Genomic DNA, 25,147 nt, shown 5'->3' on the forward strand with positions numbered 1-25,147 from the left:
ACTTGAGGAGTTAATACATGGGTCTTGCAAAGTTTTTAGAAGACAACCTAGAACGGTTATATGAAAGCCTAGAAGAATCTAAGCGTCAGGTGAACGCTATTGACGAGGAAAGCTCTAATAAAGACTTAGGTTTTATTAAAATTAAGGTTTCCAAAGAGTTAGAGCTAGTCCAAGTAGAGTATGAGAAAGTACTTAAAATTGTTACCGATCCTAATTTTGATGAAATTGTCGAGCTGTATGAAGAACATTTAAAGGTGGAAAAGCGGTTAAAAAACAAGCAAAAAGTCATAGACTTGTTGCGTGAAGCAGTTGCGAAGTACAGGTCTGAGTTTGAATCAATACATGGTACAACAACTAATGTGCTAGAGACTCTTCAAGACAGAGATAAAAAGATTGAGAACTTAAATAAAATAATTGAAAAATTAGAATACAGAATGGAAGAAACTAAATCTGAGATGATCGCGGCTAAAAATAGTCGCAGTCACTATGAAAGCGTCTTTCACAACCAACTTCTTATTAACCAGCAACTAACTACTGAAGTAGCAGATAAAGATGAAAGAATCTTATCCTTAACTTCAATGTTAAAGCCTGATTTCGAACCGTTCAATATACTTGAAAATAAAGACAATAAGATTTATAAACTCAAAAATGAACTAATGATGTTGAATGAATGGTGCGAAATGTTGGAGTTAGAACTTGATATGGAAGGAAAGCGACCTGTTGAGATAGCAACAGACCAACGAATAGGAAAGAACAAAAAAAGAAAACCAGTAACTCTATCCATCTACCATAACCTAGCTTATGAAAAAACTGAATTGGAGAATCAGCTAATTAAAAAGAGTAAATCGTTTGTAGAGATAAATGATGAAATAAGCAGATTGAAAGAAGTTATTAAAAGAGGTCAGACACATATCAGTATCTTAGAACAAAGTAATGAGCATCTTATCTCTGAATTAAAACTCGTTAATGAAGATAAAACCAACTCTCAAAGTAAGGTTGAACCAGTCACTAAAGAACAATTTGTCCGCATCCCAAGAGATAAAGTGCCATCGAACACCTACGGAAGAATAGCCACAGCTAATACTATAAGTGAAAACACATTAAGAACCAAATCCAAACCACGAACAATAAGAACTCGACGCACAGATAATACTGCTCAGAACCTCAAGGTCAAAGAAGATTCTACAACTCAATATCTTGATTACTTAAAAAGAGTAAAAAGGAAATAATCTCTCAAAAAAACTCGAAAAGCATTAGTTGCTCGATCAGTAGCTTTGACCATTGTGATTGTTTGAACCAGTCTATAGTTATAGTTTCAAAATTGATATCAATAGCGGATGTTTTATTACATCGCAATTATTAAAAAGCAATAAACTAATTAAGGTCAATTAATGAATATTATTCAGTTAATAAAATTAATAGAACATATCAAGAGCTTACCTATTCCAGAAATATCTGAACAGACGATATTCAGCATTGGTAGCCGTGGTTACTACGAAAACCCAACCTCTGATGTGCTAGCCTTTTTCTGTGACAGTGAAGGTGCGCATGGCTTAGGCAACCTGATGATGGAGGCTCTATTTGATGCTCTAACTGTTGCCAATCCAAAGTCAGCAAATTTTGACTTTGGCGATTTCTCTGTCATCACTGAGCCTGGGCGTGAAGTAACCACCAAGAGTAATAAAAGAATTGACTTACTGTTAGAGGGTAATGACTGGGTGATGGTGATTGAAAATAAAATCTATCACCAGCAAGTGAATCCATTTACAACTTATCAGAAACATATAGAGTCCAATAATAAGTTCAAAAATAAACAGCATATCTATGTTGTACTATCGCCTAATGGTAAAGCGCCTAATAATTGGCTTTCTTTAAGCTACCCCATATTTCTTGATAGCATTAGAGAAAAGTTAGCACGTGCCTTTATTACTCAGCCACTTAATAAATGGTTGGTCTTGCTTCGTGAATTTATATTACATTTGGAAGGTATTATGTCTGATTCAACCATGCCTCATGAGACTGTATCGTACATCTTGGACAATCTGGCTGAAATAAAACAAGCAGAGGATATTAAACAAAAGGTCATTAATGCTTATCAGAAAGAACTATTAGAAAAACTACAAGGGGCTTTCCCAAATGAGAAGGTGCGCACCAGGCTTCATCATTGGCATGGTTATCCTGCCCTTCGTTTCTCATTCGAATCTTGGGAAACCAAGACAGATGCTGTTCTATTCCTTGATGGGCGTAAAAATAATAAATTTTGTATAAATTACTATGCATTTGATATCAACACACCAGAGCAACGTGAAATAGCAGATTCTTTTTTAAAGCAGGAAGATTGTAGCTCAACTTGGAGTGAGGGTTCAGGCAAAGTTAAATGCTATAAATCACCTTATGAGTCTTTTGACAAAGATACTGCACATGAGTTTCTCATTGAAAAACTAAGTTTGCTTGATGAGTTTGAAACGCAAGTACGTAGCCAATGGTAGTTTCGGATTGTCGTAGTGAACATTAGCAGTGATGTACACTACGCTGTGCATCAATTTAAGGGTATCCCTAAGAAGCTCTAAGCCAACAATATAAAAACGACCAATAAAAGGAATTACAATGACATCAGCGCAAGCCCTCTATGACCTTGACAGGTTTCAAGCCCTTATAGATAAGTTCAGAGCACTAGACTTTACGGATGAGGAGTTAAATCTATTTGATGTTGGCACACGAGGGCATTTTGAGAACCCAACAACTGAGCTACTCAGCTTCTTTTTAAATTCAGCCAACCACCATAATTTAGGTAACAGTTTCTTTAGAGGTCTAGAATCTGCTATCGCTAAAAAGAACATACTATCTGACTTAGGTACTTTTGAGAGTGTAGAAACAGAAGTATCTACGCAAACTGGCAAGCGTATTGACTTACTCATAGAGACCGACACAGCAGTCATAGTGATCGAATGTAAAATCTACCATCATCAAAACAACCCTTTTGATGAATACACAGCCTTTGGTAATGAACGTATCAATAATGGAACTGAAGGCTCAACTCTAAAGGCACTCGTTAAATTGGTTCTCTGCCTCAATGGTAGCGTCAGTGCAGATCTGGCAGCAGATGGCTGGCATGGTATCTCATACAACGAACTGGTTGAGCATATTGAAAAACGCTTATCAAAAACTATGTTCGACAACCCTTATAACAAATGGACTTTGTTTGCCAGAGAGTTCCTATTACATTTAAAAGGCTTAAACACAATGACTGATATCAATACAAATGAGATTTCTTTTTTAACTGAAAACTTAAATGAATTTGCCCAATTAAATGATTATATCTACAACAATCTAATGCCTAAGATTGGAGCAAGAATTTCATCAGACTTAAATACTAGTGGCCTACAAAACTTTGAATGTAAAGTAAAACACGCTAAGTGGTATTACTATGAGCCTGTCATTAAATTCTCTAATCTTAATTGGACAACAGGCTCTGATATCGTTCTCTGGATGAAGGCTAGCGATAATGATATATCGCATAAGATTAATTTGCATATTGCCAAGCAGTCTGATGAGTTGGTAGAAGAGTTCAAAACTATCATTGGTGATTCATGGTTGAGCTTGCCTAATGAAACCTGGTATGAAGTGAACAATACTTATTGGGGTATATCTTGGTCATTTAAAACTTTTGATTTAGATGATCTGTCAGCCAAAATGGTTGAGTTAATGGATCACCTAAACAACCTAGAGTTAAATCATCGTCCAATACTGGTTAAATAAATATATTAGTTGTATCTACTTTAAGCATCGACTACGTGATATTGCATGAGCCGTGTCATATTGCTGAATACAACTATAGTGAATGATTCTGGCACTTGCTCACTCAGATCATGCCACATTAGAAAAAAGTTAAGACTCAACTTGATAGCATGGCTAAAAGTTTTATTTGAAAAAATAGCAGCTATCAGGAAGATAGCTGCGATAGTTAAACAACCTAATCCAATAGGATACATCCTTAATAAATAGTATCAATTTTCACCATGCATCATTAAATGCTAACGGAACTATCAATGGAAATAATAACTGTCAAAGAAGGTGACTACGTATCTCCAGCCTTTGTTACCAAAGATGAATGGAAGCAATTACTTTCTAATAAAAATATAATGAAGCGTAGCTATCTAGATGTCTTAATAGCGTTTTATTTAGAACCTGGTCATAAATCCACCTGTAAAGCTCTTGGTGATAAGTACGATCTACACCACAATACGTTCAATGGTGCTATTACTCAATTCGGTAAACAGGTTCAAAAAGAACTGAATAGATTTCAGATTGTCAGCAATGAAGGTGGTCAAATTTATTGGCGTATTGTCATGACAGGTAGATATGACTCTAGCAATTTATTTGAGTGGAAAATGCGAGATGAGCTGGTAGATGCAATGGAAGACTTAAACTTTGTAGACAATAACTATAAAGATATGGAGATGACATTGAGTCAAAACAAACAATATGAATTTACTTGGATACCAGCCTTCAAAGCAATTTCGGATTGGCTGGTTGATTTTGAAAACAAGCAAGAAGATTTAGTCGACATTCTCATAGCGATTGGGATAGATAATGGGCTTCAGGATCAATCAATAAAAAACGAAAAAAGCAAAGTCAAGGTCATGGATCCCTTCTCATTTTTTTCGTTAATAATGAAGTATGGTGAAACTCGAAGCCTTGAAATCCTTACAAAATTACTTACTAAGCTAGAACTACAAAATCTTATACCAACTGACTTAAATGGTTTGCCTAGATCAAATCCACAGAAGGTCTGGATGTTTCCATACGGTTATATACGAAAGCCAGAGTACATCCCTATGCTTTGGCAGATATTTCATCAAGCGCGCGCTCATAATGTTGATGATGACTTATTCAACTCTGCTATGGATATTCCAGGTACTGCTTTTACCAAACTTACCCAAAATCTATTTTACATAGACCCATCAAAGTATTTACCTGTTGATAGTCAAACTCGTCCTTGGCTTATTTCTAAGAACATTGATGCCCCTAAAGACGGTTGGCTTAACTATCAAGAAACCATGGATAACGTAGCCTCAAAAACCGATCAGACTTTCTATGAGATTTCGTATGAAGCATGGTTATTAAATAAAAATAAGAATAAAGCTAAAACCTCTAATACTGTTTCATCCAAAAGTACTGAATATGGGATCGATGACGATTATATACCACAGCCACTAAACAGAATCTTATACGGCCCTCCTGGTACAGGTAAAACCTATAAAACAACAGAACTTGCTGTGGAGTGTGTTGAGCCCGAATGGTATCAAACGTTGGTGCTTAAGGACCTAGCAGATGATGAAAAGCGTATCCTGCTGAAGCAAAAGTATGATGAGCTAACTAGTAAAGGGCGCATTGCATTCACAACCTTTCATCAAAGCTTTGCCTACGAAGACTTTATTGAGGGCATTAGACCTACCGTCAATAAAGGACCTGATAACCAATCAATAATCAGCTATGATGTTATACCAGGTATCTTCAGGAGTATATGCAGTTTGGCCGATACCAATGCGAAAGAAAGAACTGGATCAACGCAGTCAGTTAATATTGATGGTAAGAAAATTTGGAAGTTGTCCCTTGGTAATACACTAGAAGACGAGGGTGAAGATATTTTCAATGAGTGTATTGAGAATAACTATATCCTTCTAGGCTGGGGCGAAGATATTAACTTTACGGGTTGTGAGAATAGAAAGCAGGTCGTTTCAAAGTTTGAGTCTACCCGTAACATCTCTCTTTCGGATGACCCTTACAATTATCTAGCAACTGCCGTTAATAGCTTTAAGAACGTCATTAAAACTGGCGACCTAGTAATCATCTCCGATGGTAATCATAAATTTCGAGCAATAGCAGAGGTAACTGGAAACTATGAATTTCTAGACTTGTCTGATCGTATAGGCTACCAACAGTCAAGAAAGGTTAAATGGCTACGAGTGTATGAAACAAGCCTTCCGAAAGAAAAGCTATTTGAAAAAGCGCTCTCTCAAATGACTTTGTATAATCTTAAAGACAGTACGATTAACCGAGATAAACTTAAAGAGCTACTTACTGTACATTCAACTGAAAGCTCAGTTAATAAACCTCATTTAATCATAATCGATGAGATAAATAGAGGTAATATTTCGCGTATATTTGGTGAGCTGATTACATTATTAGAAGCTGATAAACGCAAAGACGGGAGCGATGCCCGCGAAGTTACGTTGCCCTACTCTAAGGAGAAATTCTCAGTACCTTCAAACCTATACGTACTTGGTACGATGAACACTGCGGATAAATCGTTGGCGCAAATTGATTTCGCGCTACGCCGTAGGTTTGAATTTATTGAGCTACTACCAGAACCTAAGCGCTTGGAGAAAGTAAGAATTTATAACGTTTCAGTATCTGAACTACTTGAAGTGATAAATCAACGTATCGAAGTATTATTAGATCGAGAGCACACTATAGGTCATGCTTACTTCTGGTCACTTATGGGCCTACAATCAGATGAAGAAAGAGAAGAAGAGCTCGCCAGTATATTTGAGAACCGTATTATTCCTTTACTACAGGAGTATTTCTTCTCAGATTGGGAGCGTATTGGCTGGGTGCTTAACGACCCTGCAAAAGACAGTAATGATAAATTCATTCAAGTTGATAACTTAACACCCGATGTTAAATCGCTGTTTCATGATAGTGTGACCGACCAAATTATGGACAGACGTTATCGTATCAATAATGAGGCTTTCAATCGTGCCAAAGCATATGCAGGGATTGTCTCTTCTAATCTACAGGCTGAATAATGCTAAAACATATTCAGGTCAGAGAATACGCTAGGCTCACTACTGACACCTCGGCTAGTCCTACCCCAGATTTAGCGGTCATAAAACCCGATACTTTTAACTGGCTAGTGAGCTTAAGCGAACAGCCAAATTCTGGTAGATTTATTAGCTTTGAAAAACCTGACTGCCTGAGGCTGCATTCTTATGTAGGGTATCTACAAAGTCCTGCTGGTGAAGGTATAGAAGTCTTACCTAAGATAAGTAATTCAGAGTATAACCTACAAAACGGCAGAACTGTATTGTGTAAGATGCTGTGCTCAGCCTTGAACCTTCCCTACAAGGAAGCTCATGCAGCTCAGCTCACCCGCATGAACCTACCTATACATGAGTGGATTTATCATCAATTCTTAGCTCAACTAAACGGATTAGTTGCTTCAGGCTTGCGGTTTGACTATCTAAGAATAGAAGAAGAAAGTCGATTCATACGTGGTCAGTTGAACGTTACTGCTCAGCAGCGTCAACCTGCTGAGCGTGCCCACCTTTTTCATATAAGACATGATATCTATCATCCTAATCGTTTAGAAAACCGTCTTATGAAATCTGCACTAGATTACATCCAAGATAACTGTCGTAGTCCTGAAAACTGGCGTCTGGCAAATGAGCTATCACATATATTAGACCCTGTTCAAAGCCTTACCAATCCCTTGAATCTAATGCCTAGATGGTCCAATAGCAAAACATTGGATAACTATAGGGATATAAAACCCTGGTGTGAAATAATTCTGGAAAAAATGAACCCTCACTTCCAAAAAGGCTTACATAGAGGTATCTCTCTACTGTTTCCAATGGAACGTTTATTCGAAGAACACGTTGCTGCTTGTCTGAAAAAAATGGTTACGTCTCCATGGCAGCTTAAAACTCAAGCCTCTAGTAAGCACATGATTGAAGCAAGAGACAAGCTGTCTGATACAGATAAAAACCGCTTCTATTTAAAACCAGACTTACTGATTGATCATCGTGGTGAGCACCGCTACGTGATGGACACAAAATGGAAGTTAATTAATAGCTCTAATAGTCAAAAAAACTTTGATCTGAGCCAAAGTGATATTTATCAAATGTTTGCCTACGGCCATAAGTATCTATCTGGTAATGGTGATTTGGTGCTTATTTATCCTAAGCATGATAAGTTTACCTTACCCATGCCTTACTTTAAGCTAGATAGTGATTTACGACTTTGGGTAATTCCATTTTGTGTAGAGTCTAATAATTTGATTAGTGGAGAATGGATGAATCATTTTTTGACATTAACTTTATCTTAATTCTTTCAGTAAAAGTATTGTTAGTACATTTAAAATAATCGGTAATGCTCTGCAGGTATGCTAGCGACAAAAGTGAATAAAAACCTAGGCTAAGCTCTCTAATTCTACAAAGACCTCAATATTTGTTCAAAACCTAATCGACATGCTTTCTGATACATCAACAAATCGTCTACTTGATGAAAAGCTAATCCACTATAAGTTTATGCTAAATCAAGACTTTAGTGGCCTGTCCATACTTTACAGAATAAAAGTTGATACATACTAGGATTGATCGAAAAAATAAGACAGCTTAAGTTGTTTAGCCCTTCTGAGAGCTTCCTAAATATAATATAAATTTATTCCTCCTCAGCATATATTGCTTTTAAATGAAAAGAGTTAGGCTCATCAGTCATACTTGAGCAGTAATATATATTTTCACCAATATTAGGTAATAATCTTTCAACAGCATCTGCTATGTAGGCAAAAACTTCTATTGGTAAGCTTTGAACGCTTTCCATTCCAATAAACAACCCTTTAGTATGGTGTGCTTTTGATAATTGATTCACAAGCTTATGTGTCGTTACTTTTACTAAATTTGATTCAGAGTTACCTATGGCACTTGCTTGAACGAATTGGAATAAATTACTACATTCAAGTAGGTTTTTGATATCTACAACATCTATACCGATGATGGTACTTGCAGCGTTCACATTGAGTAGATCGGTAACAGCTTTTACTTCATCAGGCTGACATTTAACAATACCCTTGATAATATCTAAGCGATCAAAATCCATATCATCTATCTGTAATCCCACTAAAAACCAAGCTTCTGACTTCTCTTTTAGCTCTAGTAGCGCCTGCTCATCCCAATCCTCGCTGATAATAAAGCAACCAATAACCGACCTAGGGTAACGATCCATAATTCGTTGGTAGAGGAATGCATTAGGTGTGTCATCTATATATGATTCGTCCATATGATATTTCATTGCTATACTCACTGATAATTAATATTTCTTGGTATGGTTAGAAGTATCAAACTTTAGCACTAGTTAAATCATATTCATTTTTATTGCTGGCCATTGATTTGCTTTAGCATCTTGATAGTGTTTATATCGTAACTGCCAGCGAAGAACTGGTATAAAAGCTGCTCAAATACAGACTTATTACCAGCTGCAAAGGCAAACAACGTTAGCGAAGACTGCAGCTTCAGATTGTCCAGTGAACCAAAGATATCTAAAGCGCTTTTGTCAGGGTGCAATAGTAGTAATTCAGCGCACTCTATTAACCGTGCTCCAAGGACCTGATGCTGCAAATACGCTTTCGCTTGCTCCAGACTCCCTATTGCAAATCGTCGAGACATTTTACTATGCCCTAACCCTTTAACCTGTGGAAAGATAAACCACATCCAATGCGTGCGCTTACGACCTTGGGTCAGCTCTTCAATCACTTGTGAATAGATAGCATTTTGAGCTTGGATAAAATCATCAAACAAATCTTTATCTATTGTTGTCATTTTTCACACTCCTTATGATTTAATTAATGATCATTTGCCTACCTGCCACACTCACAACGTAGCTCAAACTATATTTGTATTTAATGCTAGGCTAACCTGTCACATATATCGTCCCCATTCAGCAATGGTCAGGTTTATCAATCATCCTATTGCCGTAAAACACTTCTGAATCGTCAGAAATCCGACTTTCAACCGCAGTTGTGATACTAAAAAACTCATCAAGAGATAGTTTATGATCGCTTTTAATATCAAGCATCATATACTGGGTACTAAGACCTTCAGGAATTTGATTGAGCAGATGATTAACGGTACTCTTTATTTGTTCTGCATCTGGTATGCCCGTTACCCTAGCTTGTATAAATTTAGCAGGCTTTTCAGCCCCGCAGGATCTTTTGATATCATTAACATCTATACCAACCTTATCCCGATCAGATAATACTGATTCAAATACAGTTATTACCTGAGCAACTTCATCCGCTTTGCAAATAATAATCCCGTCTATAACCTCGAATCTATCAATTTGCTTATCTGTGGTTTGTAGCGCAAACAATGTGCAACCGACTTGTTGTTGTAGATTTAGCAATGACTGTTCATCCCAGCCATCTTCGATAACGATAAACCCAACCTCAGACAAGAGGTAGCTATCTGATTGTGGCGTATATAAAGTAGCTAAAGGTATGGGCTCTATCTGAAGCTCATCCTTACATTTTTCATTTATATCGTTTTTTATAGTCTGTTTATCTTTAAAAATACTATCTACTGTCATACTCGGCTCCTTTTTAAAGTGAAATCGTTAATTACTGTTATAAAGCTGCATCCCACTTTCTAGGCGCTCCAGAATAACTATCTTAGAAATTCAACTGTTTATTACGATAGAGATAATCATTACCGTAGTAATGATTGTCTTTAACCAGTATGAGTTAAAGGTCTTGATACCCAGGCATAACAATTATTTTACGTTACCCCCTTATAGAATCTTAAACTGTTTATTAATTCAAAAAACCTTAATATAAGTAAAAATCTTGCTTTTTACTTATATTAAGGTTTTGTCATAATTTCTTTCTCTTGCTACTTATATCTATTTGTTGCTATCCAGTATATCTTCAAAAAGCATTCATAAATAGAAGAGAAAAATATGCTTGCTAGGAAAAAACGTTGGTCCGACTACAGCCATGATAAACTAGCTTTAATGAAAAATACCGTAGCCAATGCCTCTGCGAACACTCCCTTTTCACCCGAATACGCTGCCAGCTACCTCGGGCGGTCTCCTAGCTCTTTACAATATATGCGCTGTCACCAATCAGACGGTATTACTTATAGCAAAATTGGAGGACATATCCTTTATAGAAAAAAACATCTTGATGAATATTTAGATAGATGTGAGAAGTCTCGCACGGCTCGTTATTAGTTTTATCAAATTCAATAGATTATTAACAATCACCTTTCAACTTTTTCTAAAAGGGATTGGAGGTTGCAGTGATGAACTATGTAGTTTTTATTTTAAAGGAAAAATCATTATGATTAATAACAATCGAGATAGTGCGTTAGGTTTTGGGAAAACTAAAAAAGATATTAAGCTCATTAACACTGTAAAAAAAACCTACCCACTCTGCAAAGTGGGCAGGTAAATCAAACCTTACTGATAGATGATCTGAGTGCATCATCATCTGCTATTGTAGCAGACGATGGTATGACGGCACTAGACATGGAATATGATAAAGGATATATCAAGCAATGTATCGATGGTTTGTACTATATTGCTGATAATAAGACTGGATCAGGGTATAAGAGAGAACGAATTTGTTCCCCCATTAAAGTTGTAGCCCGCAGCCGAAATATTGAAAATACACAATGGTGTATAGTTTTGGAGTGGTTAGACAAATCAAATACATTACACAATTGGTCAGTACCGATAGAACTTATACAGAGCGATAGTCGTAAGTATCGTCGGGAGCTTGCTCGAAGAGGTTTAGTCGTATCCACGAAAAAGTATCTACAAGATGCTTTAGACTTTTACCTAAACAATCATCCAACTGAAAGATTGTTGGTTTTTACTAATAAGGTTGGATGGCATGACAACATTTTTGTTACGCCTAATAAAATCTATGGAAAAACAAATGAAAAAATAATGTATCAACCAGATAGTTCATTAAATCACGGATATAGTCAAAAGGGCACTCTAGAAGAGTGGCGAGAAAATTTGTGTTCTCCACTAGGTTCTCAAAGTAGATTAAATTTTGCTATCAGCTGTGCATTTACGGTCCACTACTCAAAATCTTAGATATCGAAGGCGGTGGCTTTCATATGCTAGGTAAATCTAGTATTGGAAAATCACTTAGTTTATACGTCGCAGCTAGCGTTTGGGGCAAAAGAGGCTATGTTAAAAACTGGAATGCAACTAAAAATGCCGCTGAATACTTAGCAGCTATGTGCAACGATGGTATTTTAATTATGGATGAAATTAGTCAGGCTGAGAAAAACTCATTAGAGGACATATTTTATATGCTTTCAAATGGGATGGGTAAAAGCAGGAGTACAGCTGATGGAGGTAATAGAGTCGTACAAACTTGGCGAATCTTACTTTTATCAAGCGGTGAAGAAACACTACAGTCTATGCTCAGGCACTCTCGTAAACGACATAACCCTGGTATGGAAGTCCGGTTATGTCATATTGATGCTGACGCAGGAAAAAATTTAGGTATTTTCGATAGTTTGGTTTTAGCCACTACACCTGAAAAACAAGCAGATATATTAACAAAACTAACGAATCAGTATTATGGGACTGCTGGTACTAGTTGGCTAAATTATATTACTCTAAATAAAGATTCAGTAATCGCCGAAGCAAACCATATAATTGAAAAATTTATGCATGGTTACAATCATGTTAAATCTCAGGCTTACAAAGTTGGCAAACGGCTTGCAGTTGTCGCTGCTGCTGGCGAGCTAGCTACAAAAGCCGGCATTACAGGTTGGCAGGATGGACAAGCTTCGACTGCAGCAAAAACATGCTTTAACAACTGGATTTATAATTATGGGCATGATGGCAAACAAGAAGACCGAAAGATAATTGGTCAGATTGCTGGTTATCTGGAAAAATACGCAGGTAGTCGTTTCCAGATTGTTGGTAACTGTAGGCAAAAAATCAATAAACAATCTGGCTATTATAAATCGGATGATGATCTCTATCTTTTTGGCATCGAAACATTTGAAGAAATATGCCTTCCTTATAGCAAACAACAAGTCCTTAATGTTCTAAAAGACCACGACTTAGTTCATTACAATGAACCAAAACGAGTAACTTTAAAACTCAACAATAAAAATATTAAAATTGGTCGCGCTCATGCTGTTAGAGGTCAAATCATGCGCTATGATATTTGATATATCTTAAGGTAGTGTTCAATATACTGCTAAGTGAATCATTAGTAAATACTAATACAGTATAAGCAATTAATTTTTTGGTTCTCTAAGATTATATCTCAGAGAATCATCTTTTCTATCTAAAGTAATTTTTTTAATTTTAGATATTTTGTATTTAAATATCACCACTTTACCTTCTGCCCTACTCTTATTCCATAATATTTTCTATCATCATTACCTGTTACAGTAACCCAAACTTTTCTATGATGACCTACCATAATATTTGTATATAAATTCCCGATTTAGTATCTATTCCCATAAGAGAACTTCATAAATATCAATACTGATATTATGCATAAATATGCTGGGAACTTTGGGAACTTCGGGAAAATCTTACTTTTCAAACTGTGTATAAACTGTGGGAAGCCTTTAATTTCCTACCTTATTAGAAATAATATAGCTTTTTTAACTTACGTAAGTAGTTCCCAAGATCTTCCTTCTAGAAATAAGGAACTGAATAGGTATAGGAACTATATTAGATAAGTATTGAATAACCCTTTCGTCAGCTCAAAGCTTTGAGCTGACGAAAGGGTTATTCTAGTTAAATCTAAACTCGCTCACATACAATTCACTGTAACTCTGATAGCTATCAGTATAAACAAAGCTGCCAGGCTTGGTAATGAGTACTATTATAATTTATTTACTCTCTTGCTATAGAAATAGCATAAACCTTACTATTTCGCTTTAGAATATCCAACACGACTGTTTTATTAGTAGCGACACAGCTAATTTTACCTTTGCATACATCCCGCCAAAATAAGCTTCACCATCAGAAAGCTCATCGTCTTCTAATAAGAGATGGTAATTTACCACAAGCCTAATTTAATGATAGAAAAGCGCAGCAGTGTTAGGCTGAATATTGAGTAAAACTACGGTGGTTCTAGCGGTCACTTCAGCCCTACAGAACTCTCATAGCCGTCACCGTTATTTTTGATTATTTTACGACAAGTTACCTTCATAAAAGCATAGTGCCTAGCGAGAGCATCTCTAAGTTTTTATTATCGTGTTCTATATAAGATTCACAAAGCTGGGTACTGTATATCCCATTGCATAGGCTGCTTCTTCCATAGCATTCATGCACATTGGAGTATTAGCGAACGCACCGAGCGTAATAACTGAGCCAGCAACAATCGCACCTCCACAGGTAGCTGCTCTGATAGCAATAGAAATATTTGTCCAATTACTGTCTTCCTGGGCTTGCTGTAATCTAGGGTCATAAGATAGCATTGTCGCCATTGCGACTGTTGGGTCAATACTATCTCCATTTTCATAAACCTTAATAATTAGTTCAGACCAGTCTTTTGATAATATTTTGATAGCTTCTGGACTTAACTCACCCAGACTTAAGATCATAGACGAGTATGGACTTTGGTCACTCTCATATACTGCTAAGTAAGGCGACCTCCCTTTATTAAAACCTGTCAAAACAAAATCTAACTCTTCTTTAGCACTGTCATAATCATAGTTACTTTTCAGTGTTCGCTGACAATCATCAGGAGATGCTAGAGTATTACTAATATTTCCACCTAGAACAGGTAGAAATGTAATAACCTCATTTTTGCGTGCTTCTCTTGATTCTGCAGATGTACTTGCAGTAGCAAGAGGTAATGTCATAAAACCTTCGCAAAGTGTTATGTTTTTTCTACTAATAGTTAAATCAAGTTTAGGGAACCAAGACCCTTTCTCTTTCCTAAATACTTTTTTATTCAACAAAATAACTGCTCTTGGTTTTGTATCTCCAGTCGGTTTTATTGAAAATATTTTTTTGCTTCCTTTTGATCCTGCTTGTGCAAAAGCAGAATCAAAGCTTTGAAAGTCATCATATGAGTCTAAAATAAAATCACGAGTCATGGGAAGACCTCTTAAGTGAGAGCCATCAGATGGATCTGTACCAGACTTCTCGGTAACTGCGACCTTATTGTTTGCCTCTTTCTCAAAAAAGTCATCTGAATTTTTCATCATAGCCAACAGTTGACAGCTAGTCATATCGTCATGTTCATAACATGCTTGATTAAACCATGACTTGATACTTTCACGATATTCTTTACCATCTTCATAGCTCATTGCAAAATTCTGACTTCTAATAAGTTTATTAATCGGCTCATTATAATCTAGAGTCATACTGGTTTCATCAGCCCGATTTTTCATTGCCAAGTAATAATTTTCGAACGCCTTCTTAAAATTCCTTTCCCTATGCCTACCTTTCAAAAAGGATTCGGCTCTCATTAAATGAGTATCAGGAGAGTCGTTATTAACTTGCCTAACATCTGTATTAATTATATTATCTGATAAATAAGAAATATCTTCATTGAGAAGTCCCGTATTAGCAAATGCTATTGTTGTCATAAAACTGCATGATAGCCCAAGCGCTAATACTTGAGGATTTAATGCCTTTTTCAAAGTGAATCCATTCATAACCTTTATCTCCATTAGAAAATTTATTAACCCTAACGCTTTTTATTCTCCTCACCTTTCTTATTAATAGTGATCCATAACCTACCTTTTTTAACTTTTGCAATATTTTCTGAAAAAGAAGAAGCTTCTTCGAAAACTATTGGTATAACAATTTGTCCTTGCTGGTTGATAAATCCATATCTACCTTCGTATCTAATACGTGCCAGCCCTTCTAAAAAGCCAACCGCATTATCATATTTTGGTGGCACAACCTCTTGACCTTGTTTATTTAAGAAGCCGTATTTATTATTTTTTTTGATCACTACTAGCCCTTCTGAAAACGGCAAGTCAATGAGATCGTATTCGACTGGGACAACTAACTCACCTTGCTTATTAATTAATCCTTGCTTAGATTCTTTCTCAACTAAAGCTAACCCATCCATAAACACTTCTGAGTAAGAAAAAGGATTCAAGTTGTAGTAGCGATCGACATCTAAAACTTTAGTCCCTGTCTTATCAATGAATATATATCGTCCATCTATTCTGACTCGTGCCAAGCCATCTGAGAACCTGCTCGGTCGATCGTATTCAAACGGAATGACTATCTTTCCTTGGATGTTTATAAACCCAGATTTATTATTTTTCTCAACACTAGCAAGCCCTTCTGAAAAAATGCCAACATCATCATATTTAATAGGTATAACAAGCTTGCCTTGGCTATTCATGAATCCATATTTACCTTTTTGCTCAACCGCCACTAAACCCTCAGAAGAGGTTTCACATAGTACCGTGCCGTGAGAGGATTGGTATTCTTGATCTATCTCACAACGCTCTGAGACCTGAGAGGCAAAAACATAAGAAGTACCAGTAAGCATGAAAAATGCTACTACACTCTTTTTCAAAGTTCGACTCATCATCATGTTTAACCTCTTTATTATATTTATAAACTCTTAGCCCTTATTACCCCATACCACATCGGTTAGTAAATTTGTCTTCCTCGTTTTTCACAGCCTCTGCCATATTAGAAATGATAGAACCAAGCTCATCATATTTTGGCTCTACGATCACTCTGCCTTTTTCATCAACTAGGCCATATTTACCATTGTTTTTAACGACTAATAACTTGTTTGAAAACGATCTAATATCTTCATATTCAAGAGGAAGCACTAACTCTCCTGAGCTATTAATGAGACCATATTCATTACCTTTTTTGACTTTTACTATATTCCCTTCTCGCTCAATCATCTTTTCAGAGTCAATGAGTTGGACGATATAATCATATTCTAGAGGAATGACTAATTTTCCTCGTTTGTTAAGCAAGCCATATCTTCCTTCTTTATTCTGTACTATCAGCACCCCATTCGTTAAATGGCCGTTTGCAAAGCCATATTCCTCTGAATAATCTTCAAAAATAGCTATATTGTATGAATTATCTATTGAGATAACCTCTCTTCCTTTTTTATTGATATAGCTTTCTTTCCCGTCTTTTATTACTTGAGCCAACCCTTCTGAAAACTGCTGAGCAAAATCAAACTGAAAATAAATAACCATTTTTCCCTTTGAATTGATGTAACCATATTCACCATTTCTCTGTACGGCAGCCACCCCTTCTGAAAAACTACTAACATCATCATATATGATAGGTATAACCACTTTATCTTGTTTATCAATAAATCCGACCTTCCCTTCTCGATGAACAGCTGCCAAACCTTCTGAAAAATACTCCACAAAATCATATGCCACAGATATGACTTCTTTACCTTTACTATCCACGAAACCATATTTACCGTCTTTTTCAACACCTAATACACCGTCTGAAAACTTAGGACTTATTGAGTCATATTCGATAGGGATGACGTTTTGACCTTTCTTGTTTACAAAACCATATTTACCATTTTTTTCAACTTCAATTAGACCCTCAAAAAAATAAAGACCTTCAGTTTCCTGAAGGTCTAATGTTGGCGCACAAGTATAAGATTTTTCTGAGGCACTAGCTTGAGAGACAATCGTTAGGATTGATAATGTGATAATACTGAGTCTTACAAGCCAGCTTAACCTGCTCATGCTTAACATCCTTATTCCAATATATTCTCCTTTAAATATTATATTGACTTAAAAAAATAAACATCGCAAGTATAAATTCACTTTAACGACTATTTTCAATGGTCGTTAAAAAGACTTACATTTAAATAATATCCATTTTATTTTAAAAAAACTAAAAAAAGCAGGTGACAATATGCATCTTAATTCAGCAGGCTCGATAACAATTTTAAGTACTCTTAGCCTAGGACTTATCGGCTGCTTTGGAATGGATGGTGGTCGATGTAGTTACGATCAAGATAGCTTTTTGACACAAATAGAGTCGAAGTCTGATGTTAACTATATCCTGAGCACAATGGATAATAAAACTAACCCTCCCCCATTAACGTTCATGAGTTCTTTTGAAGTACCGATTTCTGAGTTAAATCCAAATTTGCTAGATTCAAACTACTTGATGACAACTGTGCAATACATCACCTCTGGCACTTGTACGCCGTCACACGTCATAAGTGTTGAAAGATTCACAATTGGTAAACTACGATTGCAAGCTGATGATGCGTTTCATTCAAAAGCTGCCTCTAAAGTTCAGGAAGCACAAGAATGTATTAGTAATAACCCTTCACGGTGTTCAGGTATAGAGCTTTCCCAATACAGTAAAGATGAAATGGATACATTACAAAGTATTGATGCTGATACTCTCAAGGGCTGCTCGTTAGATGCGATTAGAGAGAATATATCTCAGTTAAAAGAGTTATTTTCAAATCAATACTTCGTGGGGTGTGCAGTCATTAAAAGCCAAGATGAAGAATTACCACTGTATTTTGAGCAGAGTGATGAAGGTTTAATATTTCGAGGTGTGCTGTTTTAATTTTGCGTTGATGATTGTTCAACATTTAATAGTATTAAATTTGAATAAATAGATTGGTGAATAGAATGCTACCTAAAACTCAAAACTCTCTTATTTCTAACAAAGAATTGATGCTTAAATATGCTCATGAAGACTGTATGCTATCGTTCAACTTATTGTTCAAAGAGCATAATAGGAATATGATTGGCTACATCATGTATCAGTATGGTACTACTGAAGATGTTGCACAAGATATAGTCTCTCAAACTTGGGAGAAGATTATAAAAAGTAAAGCCTCTTATAAGCCAATAGCTAAGTTCCGTACCTATCTATATCGAATTCTATTCAATACTCATATAGACCATTATAGAAAAACTCGTACTGTGCAACTATGTTCATACTCCTTTATTGAAAACAGCAATGACTTTGCCATTGATTATCCTAATAAACAGTTTAACGATATATTAAAATATGAGGTACATCTAAAACTTAGTCGTGCCATCCAGTCTTTACCTAAACAACAGGCTGTTGTCATAAAATTGCATTACTTAGAAGGATTGAAAGTAAAAGATATAGCCCAAATTACTGATCAATCTCACGAATGCGCCAAAAGTAGATTGCGATATGCGAAAAAAGGCATCAAAAAGCATTTATTCAAAAGTGGTATCGACTCGTCAATCATTCAGTACTATATTACTGAAGCCGAAGACCTTTAATATTTAACAGTAGAACCCACTTTTGACTATTAATCATTCCTTAGACTATTAACAGATAGATTGCTATGAATTCATCGACTAGAGTACTACAAATCTATCAATACTATTTTATATTAACAATTGCATAGTTCGCGATTGCAATTGGCGTGGTTGAACCCTCTATGGGTACAATGGCTAGGTTTCTTCTAGTTAACGCTTGGTCAATTGATGCTCCAGAAATTTTTGCAAAAGCTTCATCTTTAACTTTGCCTTGTGCATCTAGAAAACCAAAACCTTTACTGGTTAAGTCGATAGGCTTTTGGGTAATAAATGCAGCTACCAAGGTCTCACCTCTTGGCTCAGTAGCAACGATTTTAAACTTACCATTACCTGGCAAACTTATGGTTTGTGCCTGTATCTTATTGTTTGTAGCGTATTTATTAGGAAACAATACTGTGACTGAATCATCAGCGCCTACCGTTACAGCATTGAGATAACCTGATACAGGTGTTGTTAGCTCAACGACAAACTCTTCACCAACATTAAGCATGCTTGGAGAGTTAATAACAACGTCTTTCGGTAGTTGACCTACCAAATCGATCACTCTTTGCTTATTTACCTCAATTGTGTCTGTATTATTAGCAAAATAAATAGGTTTATTTAACAATGATGTATCACCATCAATTTTAGGACTGAACCTTTCACTAGCATCAAGTGATAAACTACTAATCTTATATGCGGTCGAATCATATAAGGCCTGCCAGCTGCTGCTACTTCCGTCACGTCTTGCTTCTTCGAATGACTCGTATATGGCTTTAGTAAAGATGCTACCTTCAGGCGTCGCAAGTGATTGCTCATCATCTTGAGCCGCACCGATGGAAATATACTGCTGCATACTGTTCTTAGGCTTAGCCTTACTTGAAGGCATAAGTGCTAAATTACTATCTGTATAGCGCTTGTCATACCCTATAGACTTCACTTGGACACGTTGACGGTTTTGACTAAACATGTTCGCAGCTAAGGACTTTGTACCTGTCCCACTGTGGCAAGCATCTATCAAAACCACCATATTGTTGCTTTTAATTTTTGACAATGCTTCATTGATATCATCATCAATTAGATGACCATCATAGACATATAAAGTCTCGTCCATGTTATCTGGCTCATCGCCATTAGTATCTTCAACCTGCGAACCATGACCAGAATAATAAATTAGCACACGGTCTTGACTCGTTGTTGTATTAGCCAGACTGTCTAACTCTTTCAAGATATTTTTTCGCGTTGCTTGACTGTCTGATAAATGCGTAATGTTACTTTCATCAATTCCAAGACGTTGTGCCATTTCATCTATCATGCCACTATCTAAATCAATGCCTGTTAAATTATTCATAGGGTCTTCATATTCACCAACACCAATTATTAACGCTTTGTCAGCTGCTAAGCTAAGACTGGAGACACTAAGCAAAGATAACGACATCAACACTGATTTCAAAATTAGTTCCATAAGGCTATCTCCTAAATATTTGTTTTTATACGCCATTCTCAAATTAAACGAAACCATAGTGCCACTAGTTTAAATCCATCTTAAGGTAGGTCTCTTTTTAACAAGGTTTTATTCCTTTATTCTTGAGTTACTAAAACACCTTAAACTCAAAGCCATTGCCGATCATACTTGATGTCGGATACTGTGGTTGACTAAACGCCTTTTGTGCAATACTGGGTATCTCATCCTCGATATAGTTTGACAGCTCCCCTGTCTTCATATAGCCATCCTTATTCATATCACCAGCACCATTAAAGGCTTGCAATAGTCCATAAGTAAACACCCCATGACCCTGATAGCCCTCGAGTGCCTTTTGTTTGTCGGTACTTGCCATAATGACTGTCGCCCCTGACTTACGCTGCATTATATCTATCACATCCTGATCATCGAGTCCTCTTGAGATAAGCAGCTGCCCTGCATCGATTGAGCCGCCACTATCACAAGTGTCTAACAAGATAAGCTTCTTATTGGTGTTCACTTGCGCAAGCATTCTCTGCAAGTCATCTGCATTGATACCTGTTTTGGTCACTTGCCTGCTGGAGGTGGCGCCCACATCAGAGGTAAACAGATGATAGCCAGTATCAGGATAGTTATAACCATGCGCGGCGACGTAGAAGACAAACACATCATTCATTTTGGCAGTTTGTTTGATTTGATTAATCTTACTAGTGATATTGGCTTTAGAGGTGGTGCTAGCGGTGTTTAATAGGCTGATATTGCCTTTGTCATAGATGCTTCCAATTTGTTTGTTTAAGACGTCATAGATGGCACTGGCATCCTTGGTAGCATAGTTTAGCTTAAGATCTGGGTTGTTATACTGGTCAATGCCGATGACCACGGCATGCAGTTTGGGCCTTTGAATCGGGTCATAGGTTGAGGTGATTTGTTTACTAACAGTACTGGTAATCCCTACGTTTTCTTCTGGATAGGCTTCTACGGTGAGAGTATGCTCGCCCTCTGGAATAGATAGGGTAAAGTCACGGGTGGTTTGATTGACGGCTCGCGTCAAGCCACGACTGTTTTGGTCAATGGCAATACCATCAAGTAAGACGCGCACGTCACCGATGCCGCCGCCCTGGTCGGTGAGTAGGACGGAGAGTGATAGGGTTTCGCTATTAGTGGTGCTTGGTGGTTGGGTCTTCCATGCAATGAGAGGTGGTTTGGCAAATATACTTTCTACTTGCTTACGGATGGCAGGGTCGGTTATTTTGTCGGTGGCGAGGAGGTTTTCTAAATCTTGCTTTATTTTAGTGAAAGTATCTTCTTCCCAGCTACCTTTATTGTTGTATGCTGCAAATCTTTCATAGGCTGCGACGAAAAACTGAGCCGCTTTGTTTGAGTCTTGTGGTACGCCTATTCCTTCTTTATGCGCAAAACCCATATTATTCATCGCATTAGCATTACCTTTATCCGCAGCTTTCTCAAACCACTCCATGGCAGTACGATAGTCTTGAGTGACACCTTGACCGTTATAATACAGAACACCCATATTATCCATCGCACTAGCATTACCTTTATTTGCAGCTTTCTTAAACCATTCCATCGCAGTACTATAGTTTTGAGTGACGCCTTGTCCATCACGATACAGATAACCAATGTGATTCATAGCCTGCAAAACATCCTTATCGGCAGCCTTTTTAAGCCATTCCAAAGCAATAGTACCGTTTTGCGGAACGCCCCTTCCGTAACGATACATATTACCAAGGTTATACATTGCACGAGCATTACCTTTATCCGCAGCTTTCTTAAACCATTCTATAGCAGTGCTGTAGTTCTGGGGTACGCCTTGTCCTTCGTGATACATACTACCAATGCTTAACATTGCATTAGCACTACCTTTATTCGCAGCCTTTTCAAGCCACTCCATGGCAGTACGGTAGTTTTGTGTAATGCCTTCTCCGTTACGATACATAATGCCAATGTTTCCCATCGCACTCGCATTACCCTTATCCGCCGCTTTTTTGTACCAACTCATAGCGATAGTATAGTCTTGAGTGACGCCATATCCTTCATCATACAGAATACCAATGTTATACATTGCAGAGGCACTGCCATTATCCGCCGCCTTTTTATACCAGCTCATAGCGGTGGTATAGTCTTGAGCAACACCTTGCCCGTGATAATATATATCACCAATATTGTTCATTGCAGAGGCATCACCCTTGTTCGCTGCTTTTTTATACCAGTCCATAGCAGTGATGTAGTTTTGAGTAACGCCATATCCTCCTTTATCATACAGATAACCAATGCTTCTCATTGCAGCAGCATCATATTTATCAGCGGCCTTCTTGTACCAGCCCATAGCGGTGCGGTAATCTTGGGTCACACCTTTCCCGTTCTCATACATAACACCAAGATTATACATTGCAACAGTATTACCTTTATCGGCGGCTTTTTTATACCAGCTCATAGCGGTGGTGTAGTCTTGGGTAACGCCTTGTCCATTATCATACCGATTGCCAATACTGGCCATGGCATTGGCATTGCCTTTATTCGCTGCTTGCTTCATTGATTGTATGGCTTTGGCATAATCTATCGCTAGGTTAAAATTACCATTGGTATAGTTGTACCCCTTGAATAGACCGACTAGCCCCTTGTTGTCATCGACACTGTTATTTAATATTTGGATGGCTTGCGTCACATTTGTGGTATTGGGTGTGTAGTCAACATTCTCGCCTCTATGCATATATCGATACAGAGTCATATCTGCTGCGATATTGCCTTGCTTACTCAGTTCAATGAGCTTATCTATCCGTGGTGAATAACTTAAATCTAACGCATCTTCTACCGCTTGTAATTGAACCAAAAATTGAGCTTCACTGATGTCATTTGCCATACTTACCTGTGGCACCATACCAATGGTGAATGCGACAGCAGCGGCTGTGCCTAACTGACGATAACGCGCATTGGCTAAACACCCCCAAAGTGTGATGTGCAGTAATGTTTTTTTAGACATACTCCTACTCCTCATATAGATTGGCAATAACTTTTATCCGTCCAGCAAGCTTGATTACATCCAAGCCAACATTGGTCATCTAGTCATACTTATTATGTAGTACTTATTAAGATTAAACGTAAATACACAAAAAAAAGGGTTAAAAAATTTAACCCTAAAATGTAACACCTCTCGTTTAATATAAAAATAAATCTAATCTTGGCATTAGAATCAAAAATGTGTTTAGGCTAAAAAGCCTGGAGGATATCTTATGAAACCTGCAATTCTTATTTATCACTTCGTTACTGGTGGCACGCTTTTGATGTGTATGGGCTGCCAACCTCAAGTACTAGATACTGTGAACCATCGTAATTCTACCGACACTGCTATGTCACAACCAGTTGTTTTGGATACCGAAGAGGTAAATTCACAGCAGGCAGTAAAGATACGTGACTTTGCCAGATCAAACGCATCCATTGATAATGCGTCAATGATAAATACCGATTGTCATCAGTCTACTGATAACCAAAGCTTAAATCATTCCTCATTGGTTACATCACCTTCTATCAGCATTACTCAAAACTTAGACTTACTAAAGCAGTTAAACAAAAAATCCTTAACTAAAAACATTGTGTTCTCTACTTATAGTCTAGATCAAGCCGCTAAAACAGCACTACTATCTATGCCTAAGCCTATGAAAGCTCAGCGTCCAAATTGGCTATTATCAGACCTGACGCCGCTAAGTCTAAATCAACCGCTATCAAAACTGCCTAATAGCTATCAAAATGACAACCAATTGTTTTATCACGAAGGCGATACCATAAGTCCTGCCTACGATACCATTTATAAAGCTGCTTTAAACGGTAAAGCCCACCCTCTTAATTTCAATGAGCCTGTGACTGCTGCTACCCAAGCCAATCAATGGGTAAGCACCCAAACTAGCGGTATGATTGACAATGTATTTAAAGCAGATATGTTTATACAAAACGATGCCATGTTAAGCAACGTCTTGTATTTTAAAGCGAACTGGTTATCGCCATTTCAGACAGATGATACTAAACTTTCATCGTTTATTACTGCCTCAGGTAAAACACAAATGGTACCAACTATGGCTCAAGAACTTGAACTGTTATATTCAAAACATGAAGATTGGGAGTACGTAGGAATCCCCTTTGAGGACGGTAGTATGTTACAGCTGTTTTTAACCCCAAAAAATAAGGGTATCGCTATTCCAAATAATGACATCGTAGCAGCACTGCTAAGAGAAAGTACGGAGAGAAAAATACAGTTATTACTACCCAAGCTGAATCTGCAAGGGAACATCGTAGATCTAAATGAGATTGCGCCAGAAATCAGCTCGTGGCAATTGTCGAATTTGGTTACCGGAAAAATACTAAAAAGTCCTAAATTAATTCACCAGTCTGTCATCACTTGGAACGAAGCAGGGGCCGAAGCTGCAGCCTTAAGTTCGATCATGGTGTCTAAAAGTATATCCTTACCGATAACGGTTAAAGTAAATCGCCCTTTTGTATTTATGATTCGTCATGGAGACAAGGTAATGTTTACGAGCGCAGTTCGTGAAATGGATGTCCTCATGACAGATGACAAAACCGCATTATAATTGCTGATTTATCATCTAAGTTATATTTGAGGTTGAGATAGTTATCACTGTTT

At 37.1% G+C, this 25,147-nt stretch carries 17 protein-coding genes and 1 pseudogene; 10 read left to right on the top strand and 8 right to left on the bottom strand.

The annotated features are described in order from the left end of the window. The first annotated feature begins 17 nt into the window (after window positions 1-17). From ABFV72_RS08665 to ABFV72_RS08685, 5 genes are all read left to right on the top strand, one after another. A complete protein-coding gene (locus ABFV72_RS08665; RefSeq protein WP_347163197.1) occupies window positions 18-1,229 on the top strand; it encodes a hypothetical protein in 1,212 nt (403 codons plus the stop codon). Window positions 1,230-1,391: 162 nt separating this feature from the next. Next, window positions 1,392-2,489 (top strand): PD-(D/E)XK nuclease family protein, encoded by a 1,098-nt coding sequence (locus tag ABFV72_RS08670; RefSeq protein WP_347163198.1) that lies wholly within the window; start codon window positions 1,392-1,394, stop codon window positions 2,487-2,489. Window positions 2,490-2,607: 118 nt separating this feature from the next. Beyond that, window positions 2,608-3,759, top strand: coding sequence for a PD-(D/E)XK nuclease family protein (locus tag ABFV72_RS08675; protein WP_347163200.1), 1,152 nt, complete (start codon window positions 2,608-2,610; stop codon window positions 3,757-3,759). Window positions 3,760-4,049: 290 nt separating this feature from the next. Continuing rightward, window positions 4,050-6,812 (top strand): AAA family ATPase, encoded by a 2,763-nt coding sequence (locus ABFV72_RS08680; protein WP_347163201.1) that lies wholly within the window; start codon window positions 4,050-4,052, stop codon window positions 6,810-6,812. Then, complete coding sequence (locus ABFV72_RS08685; RefSeq protein WP_347163202.1) at window positions 6,812-8,110, top strand: McrC family protein; 1,299 nt, start codon at window positions 6,812-6,814, stop codon at window positions 8,108-8,110. Before ABFV72_RS08680 ends, ABFV72_RS08685 begins: the two co-directional genes overlap by 1 nt. A gap of 335 nt (window positions 8,111-8,445) precedes the next feature. Here the strand turns inward: ABFV72_RS08685 and ABFV72_RS08690 are convergent, their stop codons facing one another. The 3 genes from ABFV72_RS08690 to ABFV72_RS08700 form a co-directional block, all read right to left on the bottom strand. After that, window positions 8,446-9,063 carry a hypothetical protein gene (locus ABFV72_RS08690; RefSeq protein WP_347163203.1) on the bottom strand — a complete coding sequence of 206 codons (618 nt, stop codon included), beginning with the start codon at window positions 9,061-9,063 and terminating at the stop codon, window positions 8,446-8,448. Between the two features lie 92 nt (window positions 9,064-9,155). Further along, on the bottom strand, window positions 9,156-9,602 hold the full coding sequence (locus tag ABFV72_RS08695) for a DUF1810 domain-containing protein (RefSeq protein ID WP_347163205.1): 447 nt from the start codon (window positions 9,600-9,602) through the stop codon (window positions 9,156-9,158). A gap of 118 nt (window positions 9,603-9,720) precedes the next feature. Continuing rightward, window positions 9,721-10,368, bottom strand: a complete 648-nt coding sequence (locus ABFV72_RS08700) for a hypothetical protein (RefSeq protein WP_347163206.1) — start codon at window positions 10,366-10,368, stop codon at window positions 9,721-9,723. Between the two features lie 423 nt (window positions 10,369-10,791). Between ABFV72_RS08700 and ABFV72_RS13105 the strand changes: the two genes are divergently transcribed. Continuing rightward, window positions 10,792-11,010, top strand: a complete 219-nt coding sequence (locus ABFV72_RS13105; protein WP_431192093.1) for a helix-turn-helix domain-containing protein — start codon at window positions 10,792-10,794, stop codon at window positions 11,008-11,010. Between the two features lie 297 nt (window positions 11,011-11,307). Beyond that, window positions 11,308-12,980 (top strand): annotated as a pseudogene (locus ABFV72_RS08705) (DUF927 domain-containing protein). 1,047 nt (window positions 12,981-14,027) lie between these two features. Here the strand turns inward: ABFV72_RS08705 and ABFV72_RS08710 are convergent. Genes ABFV72_RS08710 through ABFV72_RS08720 form a run of 3 tightly spaced genes read right to left on the bottom strand, consistent with a single transcriptional unit; the run spans window position 14,028 to window position 17,477 of the window. Further along, on the bottom strand, window positions 14,028-15,434 hold the full coding sequence (locus tag ABFV72_RS08710; protein WP_347163207.1) for a hypothetical protein: 1,407 nt from the start codon (window positions 15,432-15,434) through the stop codon (window positions 14,028-14,030). 32 nt (window positions 15,435-15,466) lie between these two features. Next, entirely contained in the window at window positions 15,467-16,333 is an 867-nt protein-coding gene (locus ABFV72_RS08715; protein ID WP_347163208.1) for a WG repeat-containing protein, read from the bottom strand. A 40-nt stretch (window positions 16,334-16,373) separates the two neighbouring features. Next, entirely contained in the window at window positions 16,374-17,477 is a 1,104-nt protein-coding gene (locus tag ABFV72_RS08720) for a WG repeat-containing protein (protein ID WP_347163210.1), read from the bottom strand. A gap of 172 nt (window positions 17,478-17,649) precedes the next feature. On the opposite strand from ABFV72_RS08720, the gene ABFV72_RS08725 reads away from it, so the two are divergent. Next, window positions 17,650-18,321 carry a hypothetical protein gene (locus tag ABFV72_RS08725; RefSeq protein WP_347163211.1) on the top strand — a complete coding sequence of 224 codons (672 nt, stop codon included), beginning with the start codon at window positions 17,650-17,652 and terminating at the stop codon, window positions 18,319-18,321. A 65-nt stretch (window positions 18,322-18,386) separates the two neighbouring features. Next, window positions 18,387-19,016 (top strand): RNA polymerase sigma factor, encoded by a 630-nt coding sequence (locus ABFV72_RS08730; protein ID WP_347163212.1) that lies wholly within the window; start codon window positions 18,387-18,389, stop codon window positions 19,014-19,016. 103 nt (window positions 19,017-19,119) lie between these two features. Here the strand turns inward: ABFV72_RS08730 and ABFV72_RS08735 are convergent, their stop codons facing one another. Continuing rightward, window positions 19,120-20,556, bottom strand: a complete 1,437-nt coding sequence (locus ABFV72_RS08735; protein WP_347163213.1) for a caspase family protein — start codon at window positions 20,554-20,556, stop codon at window positions 19,120-19,122. Window positions 20,557-20,629: 73 nt separating this feature from the next. After that, a complete protein-coding gene (locus ABFV72_RS08740) occupies window positions 20,630-23,494 on the bottom strand; it encodes a caspase family protein (RefSeq protein ID WP_347163214.1) in 2,865 nt (954 codons plus the stop codon). 250 nt (window positions 23,495-23,744) lie between these two features. Here ABFV72_RS08740 and ABFV72_RS08745 point away from each other — a divergent pair, with 250 nt between their 5' ends. Then, complete coding sequence (locus ABFV72_RS08745) at window positions 23,745-25,094, top strand: serpin family protein (protein WP_347163215.1); 1,350 nt, start codon at window positions 23,745-23,747, stop codon at window positions 25,092-25,094. Window positions 25,095-25,147 lie beyond the last annotated feature (53 nt).

Source organism: Psychrobacter proteolyticus (assembly GCF_039762275.1).
GTDB lineage: Bacteria > Pseudomonadota > Gammaproteobacteria > Pseudomonadales > Moraxellaceae > Psychrobacter > Psychrobacter proteolyticus_C.